General features: G+C 58.8%; 22 protein-coding genes and 1 pseudogene. 6 read left to right on the top strand and 17 right to left on the bottom strand.

Going from position 1 to position 22,657, the window contains the following annotated elements; translation table 11 throughout:
- Positions 1 to 220 precede the first annotated feature (220 nt).
- Together MCB86_RS07860 and MCB86_RS07855 are read left to right on the top strand one after the other, a co-directional pair.
- Positions 221 to 1,258: an NADP(H)-dependent aldo-keto reductase gene (locus MCB86_RS07860; protein ID WP_239610528.1), complete on the top strand. Its 1,038-nt coding sequence runs from the start codon at positions 221 to 223 to the stop codon at positions 1,256 to 1,258.
- 106 nt (positions 1,259 to 1,364) lie between these two features.
- On the top strand, positions 1,365 to 2,057 hold the full coding sequence (locus MCB86_RS07855; protein WP_239610527.1) for an energy-coupling factor ABC transporter permease: 693 nt from the start codon (positions 1,365 to 1,367) through the stop codon (positions 2,055 to 2,057).
- 56 nt (positions 2,058 to 2,113) lie between these two features.
- On the opposite strand, the gene yacG is transcribed toward MCB86_RS07855, so the two are convergent.
- From yacG to pilB, 5 genes are all read right to left on the bottom strand, one after another.
- On the bottom strand, positions 2,114 to 2,311 hold the full coding sequence (yacG, locus tag MCB86_RS07850; protein ID WP_045163481.1) for a DNA gyrase inhibitor YacG: 198 nt from the start codon (positions 2,309 to 2,311) through the stop codon (positions 2,114 to 2,116).
- Positions 2,308 to 2,916, bottom strand: coding sequence for a dephospho-CoA kinase (gene coaE, locus MCB86_RS07845; RefSeq protein ID WP_239610526.1), 609 nt, complete (start codon positions 2,914 to 2,916; stop codon positions 2,308 to 2,310). The genes yacG and coaE overlap by 4 nt, the downstream gene beginning before the upstream one ends.
- A gap of 501 nt (positions 2,917 to 3,417) precedes the next feature.
- The gene (locus MCB86_RS07840; protein WP_239610557.1) at positions 3,418 to 4,284 is read right to left on the bottom strand and encodes an A24 family peptidase; all 867 of its coding nucleotides are present in this window, start codon (positions 4,282 to 4,284) and stop codon (positions 3,418 to 3,420) included.
- Between the two features lies 1 nt (position 4,285).
- Positions 4,286 to 5,503 carry a type II secretion system F family protein gene (locus MCB86_RS07835; protein ID WP_239610525.1) on the bottom strand — a complete coding sequence of 406 codons (1,218 nt, stop codon included), beginning with the start codon at positions 5,501 to 5,503 and terminating at the stop codon, positions 4,286 to 4,288.
- A 1-nt stretch (position 5,504) separates the two neighbouring features.
- Positions 5,505 to 7,208, bottom strand: a complete 1,704-nt coding sequence (gene pilB / locus MCB86_RS07830) for a type IV-A pilus assembly ATPase PilB (protein WP_239610524.1) — start codon at positions 7,206 to 7,208, stop codon at positions 5,505 to 5,507.
- A gap of 320 nt (positions 7,209 to 7,528) precedes the next feature.
- Here pilB and MCB86_RS07825 point away from each other — a divergent pair, with 320 nt between their 5' ends.
- From MCB86_RS07825 to MCB86_RS07815, 3 genes and pseudogenes are all read left to right on the top strand, one after another.
- On the top strand, positions 7,529 to 7,936 hold the full coding sequence (locus MCB86_RS07825; RefSeq protein WP_239610523.1) for a pilin: 408 nt from the start codon (positions 7,529 to 7,531) through the stop codon (positions 7,934 to 7,936).
- Between the two features lie 421 nt (positions 7,937 to 8,357).
- Positions 8,358 to 9,692, top strand: coding sequence for an O-antigen ligase family protein (locus MCB86_RS07820; RefSeq protein WP_239610522.1), 1,335 nt, complete (start codon positions 8,358 to 8,360; stop codon positions 9,690 to 9,692).
- Between the two features lie 208 nt (positions 9,693 to 9,900).
- Positions 9,901 to 10,331 (top strand): annotated as a pseudogene (locus MCB86_RS07815) (YtoQ family protein).
- Positions 10,332 to 10,450: 119 nt separating this feature from the next.
- Here MCB86_RS07815 and cysN read toward each other — a convergent pair.
- From cysN to MCB86_RS07795, 4 genes are all read right to left on the bottom strand, one after another.
- Entirely contained in the window at positions 10,451 to 12,349 is a 1,899-nt protein-coding gene (gene cysN, locus MCB86_RS07810) for a sulfate adenylyltransferase subunit CysN (protein WP_239610521.1), read from the bottom strand.
- A 75-nt stretch (positions 12,350 to 12,424) separates the two neighbouring features.
- Complete coding sequence (locus tag MCB86_RS07805) at positions 12,425 to 12,769, bottom strand: four helix bundle protein (RefSeq protein ID WP_045163491.1); 345 nt, start codon at positions 12,767 to 12,769, stop codon at positions 12,425 to 12,427.
- Between the two features lie 56 nt (positions 12,770 to 12,825).
- Positions 12,826 to 13,743 (bottom strand): sulfate adenylyltransferase subunit CysD, encoded by a 918-nt coding sequence (cysD, locus tag MCB86_RS07800; protein ID WP_239610520.1) that lies wholly within the window; start codon positions 13,741 to 13,743, stop codon positions 12,826 to 12,828.
- Between the two features lie 175 nt (positions 13,744 to 13,918).
- Positions 13,919 to 14,677: a Nif3-like dinuclear metal center hexameric protein gene (locus MCB86_RS07795; RefSeq protein WP_239610519.1), complete on the bottom strand. Its 759-nt coding sequence runs from the start codon at positions 14,675 to 14,677 to the stop codon at positions 13,919 to 13,921.
- Between the two features lie 218 nt (positions 14,678 to 14,895).
- Between MCB86_RS07795 and algW the strand changes: the two genes are divergently transcribed.
- The gene (algW, locus tag MCB86_RS07790; RefSeq protein ID WP_239610518.1) at positions 14,896 to 16,053 is read left to right on the top strand and encodes a Do family serine endopeptidase AlgW; all 1,158 of its coding nucleotides are present in this window, start codon (positions 14,896 to 14,898) and stop codon (positions 16,051 to 16,053) included.
- Positions 16,054 to 16,090: 37 nt separating this feature from the next.
- Here the strand turns inward: algW and hisC are convergent, their stop codons facing one another.
- The 8 genes from hisC to MCB86_RS07750 form a co-directional block, all read right to left on the bottom strand.
- Complete coding sequence (hisC, locus tag MCB86_RS07785; RefSeq protein ID WP_239610517.1) at positions 16,091 to 17,146, bottom strand: histidinol-phosphate transaminase; 1,056 nt, start codon at positions 17,144 to 17,146, stop codon at positions 16,091 to 16,093.
- A gap of 165 nt (positions 17,147 to 17,311) precedes the next feature.
- Positions 17,312 to 18,622 (bottom strand): histidinol dehydrogenase, encoded by a 1,311-nt coding sequence (gene hisD, locus MCB86_RS07780; protein WP_239610516.1) that lies wholly within the window; start codon positions 18,620 to 18,622, stop codon positions 17,312 to 17,314.
- A gap of 131 nt (positions 18,623 to 18,753) precedes the next feature.
- A complete protein-coding gene (gene hisG, locus MCB86_RS07775; protein ID WP_045163497.1) occupies positions 18,754 to 19,383 on the bottom strand; it encodes an ATP phosphoribosyltransferase in 630 nt (209 codons plus the stop codon).
- Between the two features lie 118 nt (positions 19,384 to 19,501).
- Complete coding sequence (gene murA, locus MCB86_RS07770; RefSeq protein ID WP_045163498.1) at positions 19,502 to 20,767, bottom strand: UDP-N-acetylglucosamine 1-carboxyvinyltransferase; 1,266 nt, start codon at positions 20,765 to 20,767, stop codon at positions 19,502 to 19,504.
- Positions 20,768 to 20,869: 102 nt separating this feature from the next.
- Entirely contained in the window at positions 20,870 to 21,109 is a 240-nt protein-coding gene (locus MCB86_RS07765) for a BolA family protein (RefSeq protein ID WP_045163499.1), read from the bottom strand.
- 96 nt (positions 21,110 to 21,205) lie between these two features.
- Positions 21,206 to 21,688, bottom strand: a complete 483-nt coding sequence (locus MCB86_RS07760; protein ID WP_239610515.1) for a phosphate-starvation-inducible PsiE family protein — start codon at positions 21,686 to 21,688, stop codon at positions 21,206 to 21,208.
- Positions 21,688 to 22,014 carry an STAS domain-containing protein gene (locus MCB86_RS07755; RefSeq protein ID WP_239610514.1) on the bottom strand — a complete coding sequence of 109 codons (327 nt, stop codon included), beginning with the start codon at positions 22,012 to 22,014 and terminating at the stop codon, positions 21,688 to 21,690. Before MCB86_RS07755 ends, MCB86_RS07760 begins: the two co-directional genes overlap by 1 nt.
- On the bottom strand, positions 22,007 to 22,657 hold the full coding sequence (locus MCB86_RS07750; protein WP_045163502.1) for an ABC transporter substrate-binding protein: 651 nt from the start codon (positions 22,655 to 22,657) through the stop codon (positions 22,007 to 22,009). The genes MCB86_RS07755 and MCB86_RS07750 overlap by 8 nt, the downstream gene beginning before the upstream one ends.

Genomic DNA, 22,657 nt, shown 5'->3' with positions numbered 1-22,657 from the left:
TTGCGTCAGCGGGCTAGGCATCCCCGGCGACAGGCTGCGGAATTATCCGGATTACCAGCGAAATAGCAAGCACGATGAACGATGAATCGTCCAAGGATTTCGCCTCCACCGCCGCGAGGGCATAATCAAGCGCCACGCTCGGCTCTAGGCATGGCCGAAACGAAACTTCTCGACCTGTCTCACAATCCGATCCTCAACCCCAACTTACGAAGGATATTGCATGGAACGGCGCCAACTCGGCCGCACTGAATTGAAAGTCAGCTCGCTGTGCCTGGGCAGCATGACCTGGGGCGAGCAAAATAATCAGGATCAGGCGTTCGCGCAGCTTGATCGCGCCAAGGCCGCAGGCATCAACTTCATCGATACCGCCGAAATGTATCCGGTGCCACCGCGCGCGGAGACCTACGCCACTACAGAGCGCTACATCGGCAACTACTTTAAGGCCCGTGGAAACCGTGCGGACTGGATACTGGCCAGCAAAATTGCCGGGCCTGGCAACGGTATCAGCCACATCCGTGACGGCCAGTTGAAAATGAACCGCAAGCATATTGTCGCAGCGCTGGACGCGAGCCTGCAGCGCCTGCAGACGGACTGGATCGACCTATATCAATTGCATTGGCCGGAACGCACCACCAACTTCTTCGGCCAGCTCGGCTACCGTCACCAAGAGCAGGATTTTACGCCGTTCGAGGAAACCCTTGAGGCGCTCGATGAGCAGGTAAAGGCTGGAAAAATCCGCCACATCGGGCTCTCGAACGAAACCCCATGGGGCACCATGAAGTTTTTGCAGCTTGCAGAATCCAGAGGCTGGCCGCGCGCCGTTTCCATCCAGAATCCTTATAACCTTCTCAACCGATCCTTCGAGGTCGGCCTGGCCGAAATCGCCATTCGCGAGCAGTGTGGTCTGCTGGCGTATTCACCGCTAGCCTTCGGCATGCTCAGTGGCAAATACGAGCAAGGAGCGCGGCCGGCCGGCGCGCGAATCACGCTGTTCAGCCGCTTTGCACGCTACCTAAATCCCCAGGCGCAAACGGCCTGCTCTCGCTATGTAGCGCTGGCACGGCAACATAACCTGGATCCGGCCCAGATGGCCTTGGCATACGTGACCCAGCAGCCCTTCGTTACCAGTAATATCATTGGCGCCACTTCACTCGAACAGCTGGATAGCAACATCGCGAGCATCGAGCTGCGACTGCCAGCCGAGATACTCGAAGCCATAGAAGCTATTCACACCGAGCAACCCAACCCCGCCCCTTGAGTAACCCCGGAGCAACCGGTCGCATGTAGTGCGGAGGTCGAATTAGCGCCCGCAGCGGCGCCACCATGACCACCAGAAGTCAACCCCGCCGCGAGGAGACTTGAAGATGATCGCCGCAGAACTGCTCGCCTCCTCCAGCTTATTGCTAGGCTGGTTGCTCTATGGAGCCGGATTGGCCCTGGCCTGCTTGCGGGCACCCTGGGTGGAGCTGTTCAGCGACAGCCGTCGTCAGCATCTGTTGTTCGGCGCGATATTGGCGATCTTCCTGCTTTGGCTGGTTCGCCGGGACTTCGACTCCGGGCTGTCCTTCCATTTCATCGGATTGACAGCCGTTACGCTGCTACTAGACTGGCCACTGGCGATTCTGGCCGCTTTTGTCGTCCAGCTTGGCCTGACCATAACCGGCCACCAACAGCTCGAAGCCCTCGGCCTGAACGGCGTACTGCTCGTGCTGATACCGGTTACGGTGACAGAGCTCTGTGCGATTGCAGTCGAACGCACTCAGCCGCGCAACCTCTTCGTCTACATCTTCTTTTCCGGATTCTTTGCAGCCGGCCTCGCGGCGCTTCTCTGCATACTGGCCGGACTGGGGGTTCTGCTGGCTGACGGTCGCTACCCGATGCCACCCTGGTTGGACGACTTCGCAGGCTATATCTGGCTGGTGATGTTTCCCGAGGCGTTCATCAATGGAACCGTCGTTAGCGCACTGGTCGTGTTCTATCCAGATTGGATGGAAACGTTCAATCGCAGCCGCTATTTGCAGGCGCCCTGGAAGGACGACAACAACAAACAGGCTTGAGCTGACCAGGTACTGCAACCAGCCAAAATGGCAACCCGCCCTGCCAGGCGCCTCGCTCAGTGTTGGCGCGGCGGCTTATCCTCGGAAAACAAATCATCTTCAAGGTCATTGCCTGGAATCGCATGCTCTTCCGAAGCCCAGGCGCCGAGATCGATCAATTTGCAGCGCTCCGAACAGAACGGCCGACTCGGGCTTTTCACGCTCCACTCAACCGGCGCGCCACAAGTCGGGCATTCGACAACCGTACTACTCATTCCTGACCTCCTCGTAGCGTCAGATAGAAATTATGCAGACGCTCCACCTCGTTTCTTAACCACGCCATATCGCGATCGTTGACCAGCACATCGTCGGCGTGCTGCAAGCGCTCTTCGCGACTGGCTTGGACCTTGAGAATGGCCCGAATCTGCGCCTCGCTGGACTGATCACGCCGGACAGCACGCTCCAACTGCAATGCTTCAGGCACGTCGACCAGCAGCACGCGATCGACCTGGCGATACTGACCGGACTCCACCAGTAGCGGAGAGACCATGATGGCGTAAGGAGAGGTGGCCCGCGCGAGATGCTCAGCGACTTCCTGACGAATCAGCGGATGCAGTAGCGCCTCAAGCCACTTGCGTTGTTCCGGCTCGCGGAACACCAGCTCGCGCAGCACTGCCCGGTCCAGACTGCCATCCGCGGCCAGAACGGTCTCGCCAAAACGTCCGGCGATCTCCCTCAGCGCAGGTCTGCCGGGCTCAACGACCCAGCGCGCAGCCTGATCGGCATCGACCCAATGCACGCCGAGCCTGCCGAACTCTTCCACCACAGCGCTCTTGCCGCTGCCAATGCCCCCCGTTAAACCAAGCACCCAAGGCTTCATCACGTACCGCCCAAACCCGGAAAACGACGCGCAGTAGTAACGCCTGAAAAGCGAGGATGCAAGCGCAAGGGCCACACACACCCGATTCAGCGACCAACATCGGTCCACCTCGGGGCGATGCTTCTGGCTTTGTGGGGAACTTGCCCCGGAGCGAAGCTCTTTGGCTTTCTGGTGGGGGCCCGCCCTCGGGGCGAAGCCTTTGGCTTTATTGTGGGAGGCCCGACCCAGGACGAAGCGCTGGGCTGCGCACCGGCAGAAAATCCGCTTTCGCCGCGGGGCGCGCCTCCTACGAAAAGCAGGTCTGCGCGACACCAGGGCAAAGCTTGTGTCTTTCCTGTGGAGGCCCACCCTAGAGGCGAAGCTTTTGCGACCTTGTGGGAGGCCCGACCCGGGGCGAAGCTCTGAACTGCGCACCGGCAGAAAACCCGCGCGCCGCGGGACGCGCCTCCCGCGAAAAGCAGTGGGCGCGGGACTTGATTTCGTTTTGTAGGATATCCCCCCTCAGAGCCTGGCGAACTGCAGATAACTCGAGGTGATCTGATCCCCCCAAAGCAAGGCGATCCAGCCGGCAATCGCCAGGTAGGGCCCAAAAGGAATGGCCGTACCACTATCCGCCTTTTGCATGCGCAGCATGATGGTACCCAGTATTGCGCCCACTACAGATGACAGTAGGATGGTCAGCGGCAAAACCTGCCAGCCGCCCCACGCTCCCAGCATCGCCAGTAGCTTGAAATCGCCGTAGCCCATGCCCTCCTTGCCAGTCACCAGTTTGAACAGCCAGTACACCGACCAAAGACTGAGATATCCGGCAATCGCCCCCCAAAGCGCGTCAGGCAACGTAGCGAACAGCCCGAACTGATTGACGATCAACCCCATCCAAAGCAGCGGCAGCACGATGGAATCAGGCAGCAGCTGGTGATCGACGTCGATCATGCTCATCGCCAGCAACCCCCAGGTCAACAGCAACATCGCACCAGCCTGCCAGGAAAAACCGAAGTGCCAGGCGACATAGGCGGACAACAGCCCACAGAGCAGTTCGATAAGCGGGTAGCGACTACTGATTGGTGCCCTGCACGAGGAGCATTTGCCGCGCAGCGCCAGCCAACTCGCCAACGGGATGTTCTCCCACGGGCGAATCTCGTGATCGCAATGCGGGCAATGGGAATTTGGGAGGATCAGATTAAACGTCGTGACTGACTCGGCAGGTAAATCAAGAAACTCCCGAGCCTGAGCGCGCCAATCTCGCTGCATCATGATCGGCAGGCGATGGATCACCACATTCAGAAAGCTGCCGACTAACAGGCCCAGCACAAGCACGCATAAAACAAAGGCCAGCGTGTTGCTGGCCAGGAAAGTCGCCACATCCATCTTAGACAACAGCCCCAAGCTGGAAGATCGGCAGGTACATGGCTATGATCAAACCACCGACCAGAACACCCAGAACCGCCATGATCATCGGCTCCATCAAAGCCGTAAGGCCATCGACCATATTGTCGACCTCGTCCTCATAGAAGGTCGCCACCTTGGCGAGCATTTCATCCAAAGAGCCAGACTCTTCGCCAATTGCCGTCATCTGCACCGCCATACTGGGAAAAGTGCCAGTCGTACGCATCGAGAAATTCAGCTGCATGCCGCTGGAAACGTCGCTCTTCACCTTCATCGTGGCGTTGCGGAACACAACGTTGCCAGTAGCACCCGCGACCGAGTCCAGCGCGTCCACCAATGGCACACCTGCAGCAAAAGTCGTGGAAAGAGTCCGAGCAAAACGAGCCACGGCAGATTTATAAAGAATGTCACCCACAATCGGAACCTTGAGCAGGAACCGATCGAACCAGTTACGAAAGGCCTCGGACTTGCTACGGGCCGTTTTAAACGTGTAAGCAGCACCAAACAAGCCAAGCAATACAACATGCCACCAAGCCTGCAACGCTTCTGAAATCGCGATGACCATCAAGGTGAAAGCCGGCAACTCCGCACCGAAGCCAGCGAAAACCTCTTGGAACTGAGGCACGACCTTGATCAAAAGAATCGAAGACACGATAACTGCAACTAACACCACCGCGATGGGATAATTCATAGCTTTCTTGATCTTGGCCTTCAGCGCCTCGGTCTTTTCTTTGTAGGTCGCGACACGATCCAGCAAGGTTTCCAGCGAGCCGGACTGCTCGCCCGAATCAACCAGGTTGCAATACAGATCGTCGAAGTACTTCGGCTGCTTACGCAACGCGCTGGCGAAGCTGTTTCCCGCGGCGACATCCTGCTTGAGGTCGTCCACCAGCTTGCGCATATTTGGGTTATCAAAGCCCTCACCAATGATATCGAACGACTGCAGCAGCGGCACACCCGCCTTCATCATCGTCGCCATCTGCCGGGTGAATAGGGCAATGTCCATCGGCTTGATCTTTTTGCCAGCACTGAACAGCGACACCGATTTCTTGCGCACCTTCTGTGGGTTGATGCCCTGCTTGCGAAGCTGGGCCTTGATCAGCGCAGGGCTGACGCCGCTCAGCTCGCCTTTGATCTTTGCGCCCTGCCTGTTCGTCCCTTCCCAGGTGAACACACTGGTCTTTATCGCTTTTTGCGCCATGTTAGTCCTTGGTCACCCGGTTGACTTCTTCCAGGCTGGTCACGCCCTGCATGGCTTTTACGAGGGCCGAGGTACGCAGGTCATTGAAGCCGTCTTTACGCATCTGGGTGGAAATGTCGATGGAGTTGCCGTCTTCCATGATAATCCTGGCCAGGGCCGGCGTGTTTTTAACCACTTCATAAATACCGACACGGCCTTTGTATCCGCCCTTGCAATTATCACAGCCCACCGGGCCGTAGATTTTGAAGGTACCGACCTTATCGGCCGGGAAGCCCTCTTCCAGTAGGGCCTCACGCGGCAGCTCCACTTCTTTTTTGCAGCTGTTGCAGAGTTTGCGCGCTAGCCGCTGGGCAATAATCAGGTTAACCGAGGTCGCGATGTTGAATGCTGCCACCCCCATATTGCGCAGGCGCGTCAAGGTCTCAGCAGCACTGTTGGTGTGCAGCGTCGACATCACCATATGCCCGGTCTGCGCCGCCTTGATGGCAATCTCCGCGGTTTCGAGATCTCGGATCTCGCCCACCATAATGATGTCCGGGTCCTGACGTAGAAATGCACGCAGCGCCTGCGAGAAGTCCATGCCTTGACGGGGATTGACGTTGACCTGATTGATCCCCTCCAGGTTGATCTCCACCGGATCTTCGGCGGTGGAAATATTTACGTCGACGGTATTGAGAATGTTCAGTCCCGTATACAACGATACCGTCTTGCCCGACCCCGTCGGGCCGGTCACCAGAATCATGCCCTGCGGCTGCTTGAGCGCATTCATATACAGCTCTTTCTGATCCTCCTCGTACCCCAGCGCATCGATGCCCATTTGCGCACTTGAAGGGTCCAGAATCCGCATCACGATCTTCTCGCCCCACAGCGTCGGCAGGGTATTCACGCGAAAGTCGATGGCTTTGGTCTTGGACAGCTTCATCTTGATCCGGCCATCCTGCGGCTTGCGACGCTCGGAAATATCCAGCCCAGCCATGACTTTCAGGCGCGCAGAGATGCGTGGCGCCAGTTGAATCGGCGGCCGCGCCACTTCGTGAAGGATACCGTCCGTACGGAGCCGTACGCGAAATGCCTTTTCATAAGGTTCGAAATGCAAGTCGGATGAGCCGCCGCGAATGGCGTCGAGCAGCATTTTGTTGACAAATCGAACGACTGGAGCGTCATCGGCAGCCTCACCACCCTCATCCACTCTTCCGTCGTCGCTGACCGTCTCGACATCGACGCCATCCAGATCAACCTCGCCCAGATCCTCCAGTCCGGTGGTGCCGCTGTCGTACAACTTGTCGATGGCAGCGCCTAGCAAGTCGTCTTCCACCAGGATCGACTCGATGGTCAAACCGGTACTGAACTGTATATCAGAGATCGACTGATGATTGGCCGGGTCGGAAATGGCAACGTATAGCTTGGTACCGCGCTTGGAGAGCGGTAGGACACGGTGTTGACGCGCCAACTTCTCGCTGATCAGCTCCCTGGGTAGCGACTCCTTATCCACTGCGTTGAGATCCAGTAATGCGACACCGAACTGCTCGGAGGCAAGTTCCGCTATGGCCCGGCCTTTGGCCAACTTGCTCTGCACAACGTAAGTAACAAAGGATGTTTTTCCGCGAAGTGCCTGGACCTGCGCCTGCTGCGCTTTCTTTTCATCCAGCACCCCAGCCACGACCATCTGCCGCGCCAACCCGGATAGGGAAATGTTTTCGCTCATGGTGGCCTCAACTCATTTTACTGCCCGCCTTATAGCGCAGATGCCAGTGTCTGCAAACAAGGTCAGCAGCAGGTGACGCTATTGGTCACATATCGCCCGCAAAAGAACATTCAACAACCACGACGAGTGGGCGAAAGCTATCTCATGACAATCAACGCCACGCGCAAGCGGCCAGCGGTGCTGCCTAAACGGTCCGTAGCGGTGGCATTAGTTGAGGAGCCTCACATTTTTACCGGCCGCGCTCAGCGCGAACGAGAGCTGGCACGCCAACTGCTTTATCTCTGGCAGGCTAACAGCCTTAACACTTAAAGGAGATTCAAATGAAAGCTCAGATGCAGAAGGGTTTTACGCTAATTGAATTGATGATCGTCGTAGCGATCATCGGCATCTTGGCAGCTATCGCACTGCCAGCTTATAGCGACTATCAGGCACGATCCAAGATGACAGCGGGTCTTGCTGAAATTTCAGCCGGCCGTACTGCTTTTGAAGAGATAGTGAACAATGGTGATACGCCTACGCTCGCACTAGTTGGCTTACAAGCTAGTACTAATAACTGCAACATCACCGTCACTGCGACTACTATTGCGTGCGCGATCCAAAACGCTCCGACACAAGTTGCGTCCGCCACCTTGACGTGGACTCGGACTGCTGCTGACGGGACCTGGGCCTGTGCATCTAGCGGCGCCAGCGATGCAAAGTTTGCTCCAAACTCCTGCCCACAGTCTTAAACAAGGGTATGGCGGACCGCTTATCGTAGGATGAATAGCCAAAGGCGTGTTCATTGCTCACTGCGAATCTTGCCAGGCGAATCAACCATACGGTTGCACCTCGTCTGTCCGCCCAAAACAAAACCCCGCCCTTTCCGGCGGGTTTTTGTTTATTGAAGATCTCGTATGACGGGATCGCTAGGGACACTTACCGTGCCCGCACCAAACACATTTCCCACCGCGCTCATACGCGCGCGCCTCGCGAACGGTCGACCTACGCCTACGGCGAATTCAATCTATAAAACCGACTTTCCATAGAGTGGGAAGGGCTTTTCGGATACGCCTGGCTCACTTACTGCATACTGAGCATTAAATTCTTGGAAAAATAGCCTTACGGATGAAAGCTCTCGCTCCGGCTGCGATAACGTACTCACTGCTTGCGTTGTTACTCACCGCCTTCTGGCTATCGGCTATCCAAACTTGGCACTCCGGATATAGCTGGCATGACCAGCAGCGTATCTATCAATTGCTCCTGCTGTGCACCTGCGCGCCCCTGGCTGCCTTGTTACCCCAGGCGGCCTTGCCACGCCTTGCTCTATCTCTTTTATCTGGACTAATTCTTTTAGGGCTATGCTCATCCATGCTCGCCGCTTGGCCGGAATGGGCGCTCAAGGAGTGGAGCCGGTATACAGGACTGATCATATTAGCCTTGGCCGTAGGCGGTTTGGCAATGCGCCCCACATGGCTAAAGTTCGTCCTATGGGCAATGGCCGCCGTCGGCTTCATTCATGCGTTCCAGTTTCTCGTTTATTACCTGATGGCTTTTATCACCGGCATACGGATGCTCAATGCCGACATTCTGTTCAGCGGCTTTTCCAATCCCCGCTTTTTCGGCCAGTTCCAGGTCATGCTCCTGCCCGTGATGGCGCTGCTGGTGGAGGGCTGCCGCCGGCATCGGCGTGTTGCATTCGCCGCACTGCTGGGGCTGGCACTTGCCACTCAATGGTGTATCGCCTTTATCCTCGGCGGACGGGGATTATGGCTGGGGGTGCTTTCCAGCCATCTCGCTCTGCTGCTGATCAACCGCCAGCTTGGGCGTATCTTGGCCTTGCAGGCAGGCGCGGCCTTGCTGGGCTTCTTACTATTCTTGTTACTGTTCAAACTGATCCCACTCTGGCAGGGGCTCGATCCGGTCCTGCGCGATAGCCTGCGTACCAGCCTCTCCGGCCGCGAGCGTATATGGCAATGGGCATGGGAAATGGCCCTGGCCAACCCCTGGCTGGGTGTTGGCCCCATGCACTACTCGGCAACCTATAACCCTATCGCAGCCCATCCTCATCAGGTTGTTCTTCAATGGCTGGCTGAATGGGGCTTTGCCGCAACCATTATTGCTCTCGCTCTGGGTGCCTGGGGATTGCTGCACGGCGCCCGCTGTCTACGCCAAGCTTCGGCCAACGAGCTAGATGCAGGTCTTTGGGTTGCGATCGTCGGCGCACTGGTCTTGGCTCAGGTCGATGGCGTATTCGTCATGCCCTACACAGAAACCTGGCTGGCATTGCTGATTGGCCTGGCCTTGGCTCGCTGGTCCAAACCCGCAAGACCCTCCGGCACCCAGCGCCTCTCATGCGCCGTCATCGCGATTCCGGTGCTTCTGGTTCTGGGGAAAGTCCTAATAAGCGAAGCCCCTACGCTGCCCCAAACCGCAGACGCTTACATGATGCAACATCACACTGGCTGGACCCCACGCTTTTGGTTGCAAGGCTGGATTCCCATGTAATGGCCCGTTTACCGCGAATCGGCCGCATCTATCGCCTAAACACCACAACCGCACCAACCCGCTCAGCCCATTGGATTACGCCTTCGGCCAGCCCAACCTATGCCGGCCACATTGGCCAACTTTGTCCCTCACGCATGTTACTGAGCTAACATCGGCCCCTCTTTGCCTGCGAGCCATATCGCAAGCAACACGATATTCAGGAGGAACCATGACCTTTACCGTTTACCTGTCCGGCGAGATCCACACCGATTGGCGAGGTGAAATCGAGCGCGGCGCCAGGGCCGCCGAGCTGTATGTAGCCTTCACTTCCGCCGTAACGGATCACGAAGCCAGCGATGCCGCCGGCGATTGCCTGGGCGCCGAGCCCAATGCCTTCTGGCATGACCATAAATCGTCCAAGGTCAACGCGATCAAGACGCTGATCCAGCAAGCAGACCTGGTGGTGGTGCGGTTCGGCGAAAGTACAAGCAGTGGAACGCAGCCTTCGACGCGGGCTACTGCGCGGCGCTGGGCAAGCCTTATGTGACGCTGCACGGCGAAGATATCGTCCATCCGCTGAAAGAAGTCGACGCGGGCGCTATGACTTGGGCTATAACCACGGACCAAATCGTAGATATCCTCAAGTACGTGGTGCGCTAAGGCCGACCGCAGCCATAGCACAGGTGCTGTGCGTAGCGCTTCGAGCTGCCCTGCAAAGAAATCGACGCAAACAAAAACGCCCTGCATCTGCAGGGCGTTTCGTTTCCAAAATGGTGCGTTTAGATGGCGCCGCGCTTACGCAGCAGATCGATGACCTGCTTGGCACCCTCTTCCACCGTCAACGACTCGGTATCGATCACCAGGTCCGCATTGCCCGGCACGTCGTACGGGAAGGATTCACCCGGAATGTTATCCCCACCGGCCGCGTACAGTCCCTGCGGATCGCGCTGCTGGCAGGCTTGCGGGGAGGCTTGCATGTAGACGGTAATGGTTCGATCGGCTCCGATCAGCCCCTTGGCCTGCTCGCGCCCTTCTGCATCCGGTGCGACAAAAGCTGCCAATGTAATCAGGCCCGCCTCGTTGAACTGGCGCGCTACATGCGCGGCCCGACGCCAGTTTTCGGTACGGCCCGCACGATCCTGCGGCAGACCTTTGTTCAGGTCATGGCGCAGGTTCTGGCCGTCAAGAACATAGACCGCTCGGCCCATATCGAACAGCTTGCGCTCCACCGCGTAGGCCAGTGTGCTCTTACCCGCGCCTGAAAGGCCGGTGAACAGCACGGTCGCAGGCTGCTGACCAAAGCGACTCGCACGCTCTTCAGTGGAGACATGCGCCAGTGCACCGTGGTGTCCTGATGAGCCTTGAACAACCGGATCGGCAATGATCATGCCCGCACCCACGGTGCCGTTGGTGAGGCGATCGATGACGATGAACGAGCCGGTGGTGCGGTTCTGCGCATAACCATCCAAGGCAATCGGGGCGTCCAGGCTGACCTTGACCCGGCCAATCTCGTTGAGCTGCAAACTGCTGGCCGCGCCATGCTCCAAGGTATTCACGTCAACCCGATGGGTAATGCTGGCAATCGAACCCGGCACGTAGCTGGTAGCACGTTTGATGTCGTACTTCTTGCCCGGCAGCATCGGCTCATCGGCCATCCATACCAACATGGCGTCGAAGCTATCGACGATGCGGGGCTGATTGTCAGCATGGACCAGCATGTCGCCACGCGACACGTCAATTTCGTCTTCCAAGGTCAGAGTAATGGCCTCGCCCGGCGTGGCCTGTGCCAGCTCACCATCGAAGGTGACGATGGATTTGACCTTGCTGCGCTTGCCGGATGGCAGAACCACCACCTCGTCGCCCTTGCGCACGACACCGCTGGCGAGTGTGCCGGCGAAGCCGCGGAAGTTGAGGTTGGGCCGGTTGACGTACTGCACCGGGAAGCGCAGATCGTCGAAGTTGCGATCGCCGGCGATCTCAACGCTCTCGAGAATTTCCATCAGCGACTGGCCTTCGTACCAGGGCGCACGCTCGGAGCGATTGACCACGTTATCGCCCTTGAGCGCCGACATCGGCACGAAGTGCAAGGACGTCGGTTGCAGCTCGATGCGTTCGGCAAAGGCCAGGTAGTCGGCCTTGATGCGCTCGAAAACGGACTGATCGAAGTCCATCAGGTCCATCTTGTTGATGGCCACGACGATGTGCTTGATGCCCAGCAGTGAAGTGATAAAGCTGTGGCGCTTGGTCTGGGTCTGCACGCCATAGCGGGCGTCGACCAGGATGATCGCCAGGTCGCAGGTAGAGGCGCCGGTCGCCATGTTGCGCGTGTACTGCTCATGGCCGGGGGTGTCGGCGATGATGAACTTGCGCTTGGCGGTGGAGAAGTAACGGTAGGCGACATCGATGGTGATGCCCTGCTCGCGCTCGGCTTGCAGGCCGTCGACCAGCAGTGCCAGGTCGACGTCATCGCCCGTGGTGCCGGATTTTTTCGAATCACGGGTAATCGCTTCGAGGTGATCTTCATAGATCATCTTCGAGTCGTGCAGCAGGCGCCCGATCAGGGTGCTCTTGCCGTCGTCGACGTTGCCGCAAGTGAGGAAGCGCAGCAGCTCTTTGCGTTCGTGCTGGGCCAGGTACGCGAGGATGTCGGCGGAAATCAAGTCGGATTGGTGGCTCATTGCATTCTCCGAGCTGGAAGCTGGAAGCTGGAAGCTGGAAGTAACAGCCCCTCACACCAGCAGCGTGCTCTGCTATCAGTCGTTACGAATGGTTTGAATTAAGCTGGACAGCATGGCGGCGATTTCTCGGGTCTCCTGAATGCTCGGCTTCGCAAACTCTTCGGATACGAAGCCTGCCTCCCGACCAATATAAAGTTGCGTTCGAAGCTCCGCACAGGAGCCTTTGGCGATCAGCAGAAAGCGCACCTTTTCCCTCATACCTTCCCGGCTCATGCCTTCGGCGATGTTGCTTGGGATGGATAAGCCCGAACGCGTAATTTGGTCTTTGAACCCGCGCTCGCGAGAGTCGGTTAGCTGTCGATACAGATTGACGGACAGCCTTGCCGATCTCTTCCACACGTCCAGATTCTCAAAATTCATGCAGCGCTCCTTGCTGCTCTCGCTTCAAGCTTCCGGCTTCAAGCTTTCAGCTGCGTTTAGAAATAGCCCTGACGTTTCTTTTCTTCCATCGAACCTGCGCCATCGTGATCGATGACGCGGCCCTGACGTTCGGAAGTGCGCGTCAGGAGCATTTCCTGGATGATCTCCGGCAATGTCGAGGCCGTGGACTCCACCGCACCGGTCAACGGGTAGCAGCCGAGGGTACGGAAGCGAACCATGCGCTTTTCGATACGCGCCTTTTCCTCGTCGGTGAGGTGTTCGAGGATCCGCTCGTCGTCGATCATGATCAGGGTGCCGTTTTTCTCGATGACCTCGCGTTCGGCAGCGAAGTACAGCGGCACGATCGGAATCTGTTCCAGGTAGATGTACTGCCAGATGTCCAGCTCGGTCCAGTTCGACAGCGGGAAGACCCGAATGGATTCGCCCTTCTTCACCTTGCCGTTGTAGACGTTCCACAACTCGGGGCGCTGGTTCTTCGGATCCCAACGATGCTTGCTGTCGCGGAAGGAGTACACACGCTCCTTGGCACGAGATTTCTCTTCGTCACGCCGGGCGCCGCCGAAGGCTGCATCGAAGCCATGTTTGTCGAGCGCCTGTTTCAGGCCCTCGGTCTTCATGATGTCGGTGTGCTTGGCGCTGCCATGAGTGAACGGATTTATATTCTGCGCGACACCGTCTGGGTTGATGTGCGTGATCAGATCCAGATCCATCTCGGTGACCATCTTCTCGCGGAAGCGGTACATCTCCTGAAATTTCCAGCGAGTGTCGACATGCATCACCGGGAACGGCAACCGGCCAGGGAAAAACGCCTTGCGTGCCAGATGCAGCATCACGGCCGAATCCTTGCCGATGGAATAGAGCATCACCGGGTTGTCGAATTCGGCGGCCACCTCACGGATGATGTGGATGCTTTCCGCCTCCAGCTGTTTCAGATGCGTCAGTTTGTCGACCATGGCTACTCACGAATTTGCAGGTGGACGGCCGGCACGGCCGGAACGAGGGCGCAACTTTAACACGGCACAAACTTCTAATCAGGCCGCCTATTAGATCTAAATGATCTAGGTTTATGCCGGCGAAACCGCGCTCCATTCCTCATGGAATGCGGTCCAGGGCAATTGGCATCGCCGGTCAGGCCGGGTTTGGGCAATCGATGAATAGATGCTCGATGGCAAATCGTTTCGCCAGATACTCGCCAAGAGCCTGGACCCCGTAGCGCTCCGTGGCGTGGTGACCGGCGGCGAAAAAGCTCAGTCCGTTTTCCCGCGCGATGTGCACCGTGGGCTCTGAAACCTCTCCCGTTAGATAGGCATCGACACCAGCCGTCACGGCTTGATCGATATAACCCTGGGCGCCGCCTGTACACCAGGCAATCCGCCTGATCGGTTCTGCCCCTTCGATCATCAGCGGTTCGCGCCCGAGCGCCGATTCTACCCGACGCATGAAGTCGGCAGGGGCGAGCGGCGAATCGAGGGAGCCGACAAGGCCAACCGAGCGGGGGTTGTCAGGCTCCAGAGGCCCCTCCACGGTCAGCCCGAGCATCTTCGCCAACTGCACGTTATTGCCGACCTCTGGATGCACATCGAGAGGCAGATGGTAGGCAAGCAGGCTGATGTCGTGGCTGAGTAGCGTCTTCAGTCGGCGCTGCTTGATGCCCACGACGCGTGGGTCCTCGTTCTTCCAGAAATAGCCGTGGTGCACCAGCACCACGTCGGCCTGCGCCTCAACCGCCGCATCGAGCAACGCCTGGCTGGCGGTTACGCCGCTGACGATGCGGCGCACCTGCGGCCGCCCTTCCACTTGCAGGCCGTTGGGGCAATAGTCGGAGATCTTGGCAGCGCTCAGGTAGCGATCAGCCTCTTCGACCAGCGTAATTAGCGCAACGGCCATGTGGAAAGTCCTCGTAAAGAAAATTGATTAATCAACGCTGGCTATCGAAGGCGAAAGACCGTACAGGTGCCCATCTGCAAAACGACATGGCTAACCGCTTCGCCAATCCGCACAGATTCACTATCGGCAAGGCTGCAATTCGCCGCCAGCTTCGTATAATGCCGCCACCTTAAGGGGGCGCTATAGCCCTCCGCAACCTGTCCGGATTTTCAATCGCGATGATCAATGCCCTGCGTTTTCTTGGCTGGCCGTTGCTGGTAGGCCTGCTAGTGGCCCTGCTGATCATTCAGCGCTACCCGCATCTGGTGGGCCTTAGCGACGAGCCGGAATATAAGCTGCAGCAAACGCCGCTGGTGGGCATACCGCAGCAAGGCCCCTACTCCTATGCCAACGCGGTCAGCAGTGCAGCGCCGGCGGTCGCCAATCTCTACACCACTAAGGTGATCGACAGCTCCAGCCAGCCACCGATGCTCAAGGACGATCCACTGTTCCGGAGATTTTACGGCGATAACCTGCCGCGGCAGCGCCGCATGGAGTCGAGTCTTGGCTCAGCGGTGATCATGAGCCCAGAGGGCTATCTGCTGACCAACAACCACGTCACGGCCAACGCCGAGCAGATCGTCGTGGCCTTGCGAGATGGTCGGGAAACGCTTGCGCGGGTGATCGGCAGCGACCCCGAGACGGATCTTGCGGTGCTGAAGATCGATCTGGCGGATCTTCCGGCGATTACCATCGGCCGCTCCGACGGTATCCGCATTGGCGACGTGACACTGGCGATCGGCAATCCGTTCGGGGTAGGTCAAACCGTGACCATGGGCATCATCAGCGCCACAGGGCGCAACCAGCTGGGCCTTAATACCTACGAGGACTTCATCCAGACCGACGCAGCCATCAACCGGGGCAATTCAGGTGGCGCGCTGGTCGACACCGCGGGGCACCTGATCGGCATCAACACGGCGATCATCTCCGAATCCGGCGGCTCGCAGGGCATCGGTTTCGCGATTCCGGTGAAGCTTGCGATGGAAGTGATGAAATCCATTGTCGAGCATGGTCAAGTGATTCGCGGTTGGCTCGGCGTCGAGGTGCAATCCCTTACCCCTGAATTGGCGGAGTCGTTCGGCCAGGCCGGACGGCCGGGAATCGTCGTAGCAGGGGTTTATCGCGATGGTCCAGCAGAACGCGCCGGGCTGCTGCCAGGAGACCTGATTCTCAGCATCGATGGACAGCAAGCTGTCGACGGCCGCAGTTCGATGAACCAGGTCGCCCGCGCGCGCCCTGGCGACAACATCGACATCGATATCCTGCGCAACGGCAAGCCAATGACGCTGACCGCCGAAGTCGGGATGCGGCCGTTGGTAGAAAAGAGTCCTCAATAGATCGCAAGCAATCTTACGTTGCTTGCGATCGGGACGATCAGACGATGCCTTTCAACGCCTCGAGCAAGGCCTGATTCTGCTCCGGTGCGCCAATGGTGATCCGCAGGAACTGCTCGATGCGCGGCTGCTTGAAATGCCGCACGATCACGCTCTGCTCGCGGAGCGCCGCAGCGAGCTGCGCAGCATCGCGTTGCGGATGCCGGGCGAAGATGAAGTTGGCCGCGGACGGCAGCACCTCGAAGCCTAAGTCCTGCATCGCGGCGATCACGGCCTCGCGGCTGGCGATCACTCGCTGACAGCTGTGCTCGAAGTACTCGCGATCATCAAACGCAGCCGCGGCACCAGCGATGGCGATGCGGTCCAGGGGATAAGAGTTGAAGCTGTTCTTGATGCGCTCCAATGCCTCGATCAGATCCGGATGCCCAACAGCCAAGCCGACCCGCAGGCCTGCCAGCGAGCGGGACTTTGACAGCGTCTGGGTGACCAACAGGTTCGGGTAGCGGTCCACCAACGCAATGGCCGAGGTACCGCCGAAATCGATGTAGGCCTCATCCACCAGCACGACGGAATCCGGATTGGCCTGCAGCAGCCGCTCGATCGCATCGAGTGCCAGCAGGCAGCCAGTCGGCGCATTGGGATTCGGAAATATGATTCCGCCGTTTGGCCGGACATAATCGTCGACGTCGATCTGGAACTGCCCATCCAACGCAACGGCCTTGAAATCGATGCCATACAAACCGCAATAGACCGGATAGAAGCTGTATGTCACGTCGGGAAACAGCAGCGGCTTGCCGTGCTGAAAGAGGCCGTGGAACGCATGGGCGAGTACTTCGTCCGATCCGTTGCCGACAAAGACCTGCCCTGGTTGCACATTGTAATAATCGGCAACCGCATGCTTGAGGCGATCGCCGTTCGGGTCAGGGTACAACCGCAGACTGTCACTGACTTCGGCCTGCATCGCCTTGATCGCCTTTGGCGATGGGCCGTACGGGTTCTCATTGGTATTGAGCTTGACCAGGTTGGCCAGCTTCGGCTGCTCACCCGGCACGTAGGGCACCAGTTCCTTGACGAAGGAACTCCAGAATTTACTCACTGCCCTTTATCTCCTTCGCTATCAATCAATGGATCGCAGGAGTTGAACGACGAAGGTGTTGCGTGACGCCTCGGTGAATGTGAAAGCGACACCCACCCAAGATGTTTCGCTACACCGAGCCGTCTCCTTCGCTCAAGTCCTAGCAGTTCAACGCCGCTATCGGTCTTACTGCTTTATCCGGTATTCGGCACTGCGCGCGTGTGCAGTCAGCGACTCGCCGCGAGCCAGCACCGAGGCGATCTTACCCAGCTCAGAAGCGCCCGCAGCCGAGCAATTGATGATCGACGAGCGCTTCTGGAAATCGTAAACCCCCAGCGGCGAGGAAAATCGCGCTGTGCCCGAGGTCGGCAAGACGTGATTCGGCCCGGCACAGTAGTCGCCCAAGGCTTCGGCGGTGTAGCGCCCCATGAAGATCGCACCGGCGTGGCGGATCTCAGGCAGCCATTGTTCGGGATTCTCGACGGAGAGTTCAAGGTGCTCGGGCGCGATGCGGTTGGCGACTTCGATCGCTTGTTGCATATCGGCAACCTGGATCAGTGCTCCTCGCCCCTGTAGCGACGCCCGGGCAATCTCGTTACGTTCCAGGGTCGGCAACAGACGCGCAATGCTCTCGGCGACGCGATCAAGGAATGCCGCATCCGGGCTGACCAGAATCGATTGGGCATCCTCGTCGTGCTCGGCCTGGGAAAACAGGTCCATGGCGATCCAGTCAGGCTCGGTCTGGCCGTCGCAGACCACCAGGATTTCGGAGGGACCGGCGATCATGTCGATGCCGACCTTGCCGAACACGTGGCGCTTGGCAGTGGCGACATAAATGTTGCCCGGGCCGACGATCTTGTCCACAGGCGGCACGCTCTCGGTGCCATAGGCCAGCGCAGCCACGGCCTGGGCTCCGCCGATGGTGAAGACCCGATCGACGCCGGCGATGCAGGCGGCCGCCAGCACCAACTCGTTGAGTTCGCCACGCGGTGTGGGCACGACCATGACCACTTCCGGCACACCGGCGACCTTCGCCGGAATGGCGTTCATCAGCACGGACGAGGGATATGACGCCTTGCCGCCGGGCACGTAGAGCCCCGCGCGATCGAGCGGCGTGACCTTCTGGCCGAGCACGGTGCCATCGGCTTCGGTGTAGGTCCAGGAGTCCTGTTTCTGCTTTTCGTGATAACGGCGGACCCGCTCCGCCGCGGCCTCCAGGGCCTGGCGCTGGGCTGGACTGATACGCTCGAGCGCCAGTTCAAGGCGTTCGCGCGGCAGGATCAGGTCGGCCATCGAGGCCACCTCGAGGCCGTCGAAACGCTGGGTCAACTCAACCAGGGCAGCATCGCCGCGCTCACGTACTGCCTGAATGATTTCCAACACACGCTGATTGACGCCGTCATCGGACACGCTTTCCCAGCTCAGCAGGTGATCCAGGTGTCGCGAGAAATCAGGATCGGCAGCGTTGAGTCGGCGGATGTCGATGGGAGCGGTCATAACAGGCCTCATGAGAATGCTTACAAGCGGGTTTTCAGGCGCCTCTAGATTAACAAGCCAGCCGTGCGGGCACCTGAGAATTTAGGCTATGACACGGATAGGCGAGCCGGCTATCAGCCGCCGCAGAGGAATCAGCGTTGATACGTTATCGCGTGCTGCAACGCATCGATCAATGCCTGGATCCGCGTGTGCTGCATTTTCATCGATGCCTTGTTGACCACCAGGCGCGAACTGATCATGGCGATCAGTTCCTGCGGTTCCAGCCCGTTGGCTCGCAACGTATTGCCGGTATCGACGACGTCGATGATCTTATCCGCCAGCCCTACCAGCGGTGCGAGCTCCATCGAGCCGTAGAGCTTGATGATGTCGACCTGGCGACCCTGCTCGGCATAGTAGCGTTTGGCGACATTGACGAATTTGGTCGCCACCCGCAGCCGCCCCTTTGGCTCCGCTGCACCCACCTTACCGGCCGTCATCAGCTTGCAGTTGGCGATCTTCAAGTCGAGCGGCTCATACAGGCCCTGCCCACCGTATTCCAGCAATACGTCCTTGCCCGCTACGCCGAGATCCGCCGCGCCGTGCTCGACATAGGTCGGCACGTCAGTGGCACGCACGATCAGCAGACGCACGTCATCTTGCGTGGTCGGGATGATCAGCTTGCGGCTTTTCTCCGGATTCTCGGTCGGAACGATACCCGCCGCGGCCAGCAAAGGCAGGGTGTCGTCGAGAATGCGGCCTTTGGAAAGGGCGATGGTAAGCATGGACGTTATTCCTTGGAGCCTATTGATGGCGGCCTTGGCGCAGGCGGAAGCAGCGATTGCAAGTTTTGACCATGGCCGAGGCTCGACGGAGCACGCGGCTATGGCCTATTGCCAATCGCTAGCCCGGTACGCGGCGGATCTTGGCGCCCAGCAATTGCAGCTTTTCTTCGATGCACTCGTAACCACGGTCGATGTGGTAGATGCGATCGATCAGAGTATCGCCTTCGGCGACCAGACCGGCGATCACCAGGCTCGCCGAAGCGCGCAGATCGGTCGCCATGACAGGTGCGCCCTTGAGCTTCGGTACACCGGTCACGATCGCGGTATTGCCCTCGACGAGAATCTGCGAGCCCATGCGGTTCATTTCGTAGACGTGCATGAAGCGATTCTCGAACACCGTCTCGATAACCGTGCCAGTGCCTTCGGCGACCGCGTTCATGGCAATGAACTGCGCCTGCATGTCGGTGGGAAAGGCCGGGTAAGGCGCCGTACGGACGTTCACCGCTTTCGGCCGATTACCCTTCATATCAAGCTCGATCCAATTACTGCCGGTGTCGATGTGAGCACCAGCCTCCTCGAGCTTGTGTAGCACGGCCTCGAGCAGAGTGGCATCGGTGTCCTTGAGCTTTACTCGTCCACCGGTTGCGGCAGCGGCGACCAGGTAAGTGCCCGTCTCGATACGGTCCGGCATCACGCTGTAGCGACCACCACCCAGGCGCTTCACGCCGTCGATGGTGATGGTATCGGTACCCGCACCGGAAATCTGCGCGCCCATGGCGTTGAGGAAGTTGGCCAGGTCGACCACTTCCGGCTCACGGGCGGCGTTTTCCAGCACGCTGCGACCATTGGCCAGCGCCGCCGCCATCATGATGTTCTCGGTGCCGGTCACGCTGACGATATCGAAGAAGAAATGCGCGCCACGCAAGCCGCCAGCCGGCGCCCGCGCCTTGATATAGCCGCCTTCGACATCGATCTGCGCGCCCATCGCTTCCAGGCCGCGGATGTGCAGGTCGACCGGGCGCGAACCGATGGCACAGCCACCCGGCAGGGCGACTTCCGCCTCGCCGAAGCGCGCCACCATGGGCCCGAGCACCAGGATCGAGGCGCGCATGGTCTTGACCAGCTCGTAAGGCGCGACCAGCGTCTGGATGCTGCTGGCGTCGACTTCAACGCTGAGCTTTTCATCGATGACCGGCTGCACACCCATGCGACCGAACAGTTCGATCATGGTGGTGATGTCATGCAGGTGCGGCAGGTTGCAGACGGTAACTGGCGTATCGGCCAGCAGCGTGGCGGCCAGAATTGGCAGGGCCGAGTTCTTGGCACCGGAGATGCGAATCTCGCCATTGAGGCGAGCACCGCCGGTAATGATCAATTTGTCCATGGATGTTCCCGTAACCCGCAGGCGCGAAGCGCTTGCGAAGAGGAGCCGTGCACGGCGTCACCGCCTGCGCACGGGCTGAAAGATATCTGTCGCGACCGGCGATCAGCTGCGTGCAAGCCAGTCGGCACGGCTGAAGAATTTCATCGTGACGGCGTGAATGCTGCCATCGGCGATCCATGGGTTCAGATGCGCGTAAATTTGCTGCTGACGCTTGACCGGCCCCAGACCAGCCAGCTCGTCACTGATCACGTTCAGCTGGAAGTTGCAGCCTTCGCCTTCGACTTCCACCTGAGCACCTGAAAGCTTCTGTTCCAGAAAATTCTTAACTTCTACGGCCTGCATGTTCAACCTCGATCGGCGCCGGACGCGCGCGGCCGGCCATCATACAAAAAAGCCCGAAGGCTGCGAACCCCGAAGCCGCACGGGGTGACGAAGCACCTACTCTAGAGTCTCCGCCTCACTCTCTGACGGGCGCTGATGACGATTACCCGCCGCTACCGCGGGAAACCTCGACGAGGCAAAGCGCACCACCAGAATGGCGATGGCGAGGAGCAGAATAGCTCCGGAAATGTAGACAACTCCCATGTCCGGACGATGGTGATGCGACACGTCCGAGATCAACAAGCGAGTCAACGCTGTGATCGCCACATAAATGAGGAAGCGCACCGGCATATGGTTGGTCTTGAAATAGATGCCAACCATCGCGCCGAGCTCGAGATAAATGAACAGCAACAAGATGTCGTCGACGCTGATGCTGCCCTTCTCGACCATGCCCAGAAACGCGACCACGGCGGCCCATGCCGTGACGGCGCCGATTGCAAACAAGGACAGGTAATGAAATGTTTCGACCAGCAAGTTGCCCAACGTCTCGGCGATGGCGTGCACCTTGCCACGTGTCGCTTCTGCCCAGCGCAACAGCATTACTCGTTCCCTCGGATTTCGCCTGCAAACGGCAGCACATCCAGCAAACCGGACACCCTAGCGATTTGGTGCATGTCGTCGGGCATGCCGACGATTGCAACTTCACGCTCGGATGCAACGGCGTCGCGGATAAACGCCAGTAGCAGCGAAAGCCCGACGCTACTGGATTTTTTCACCGCTGAGCAGTCGATCAGCAAGCGCTGCCCTTTGCCCTCCCGGATCAAGCCCTGACCGGCGCGCCGCAGGACCGGCCCGGTCTGGTAGTCGAGCACGCCGGAAAGCCGTAGCTCACCATCGGCGCCACCTTCGACCAATGCCTCACTCATCGCCCGCCGCCTGCTGGCCGGCCTCGGTATCCTTGGCTCGTGCAACCACTTCAGCCCAGCCATCGATGGTCTTGTCCAAATTTCCGCCGTTCTTCTGCATCGCATCGGCGAATTGGTCACGGAACAGCTTGCCGATATTGATCCCGTTGATGATCACGTTGCGGACACGCCATTCACCGCCCTGATTGACCATGGTGTAGGACACCGGATAGATCTCGCCCTGGCGGCCGGTCACTTCCATACCAACGCTGGTGCGTTCGGCATCCTGCTTGCCACTGGACGGCAACACGCGGATCTGCTGATTGTTGTATTCCAGCAAGGCGTTACCATAGAACTGCATCAGGCTGCGCTTGAAGTTTTCCTGGAAACGAGTCATCTGCTCCGGACTGGCGTTACGCGAGTACTTCACCGTCATGATGCTGCGGGAAATCCCTTCCGCATCGACCACCGGACCGAGAATGTCGTTGAGCGACTCGTAGAACGCATTCGGGTCCTGACGGTATTGATCCTTGTTGGCCTTGAGATCGGCGAGCAGCTCATCGGTGGTTTTCTGGATCACTTCGTGAGCGCTAGGGGCCGCCAGAGCCAACATGGGCAGGGTGGCCAATAACACTAGCAAGCCGCGACGCAGGGCATTCATCAT

The organism is Pseudomonas sp. KSR10 (assembly GCF_022355455.1).
In the GTDB taxonomy this organism is placed as follows: domain Bacteria; phylum Pseudomonadota; class Gammaproteobacteria; order Pseudomonadales; family Pseudomonadaceae; genus Stutzerimonas; species Stutzerimonas stutzeri_E.
This window is presented reverse-complemented; position numbering and strand designations above follow the sequence as displayed.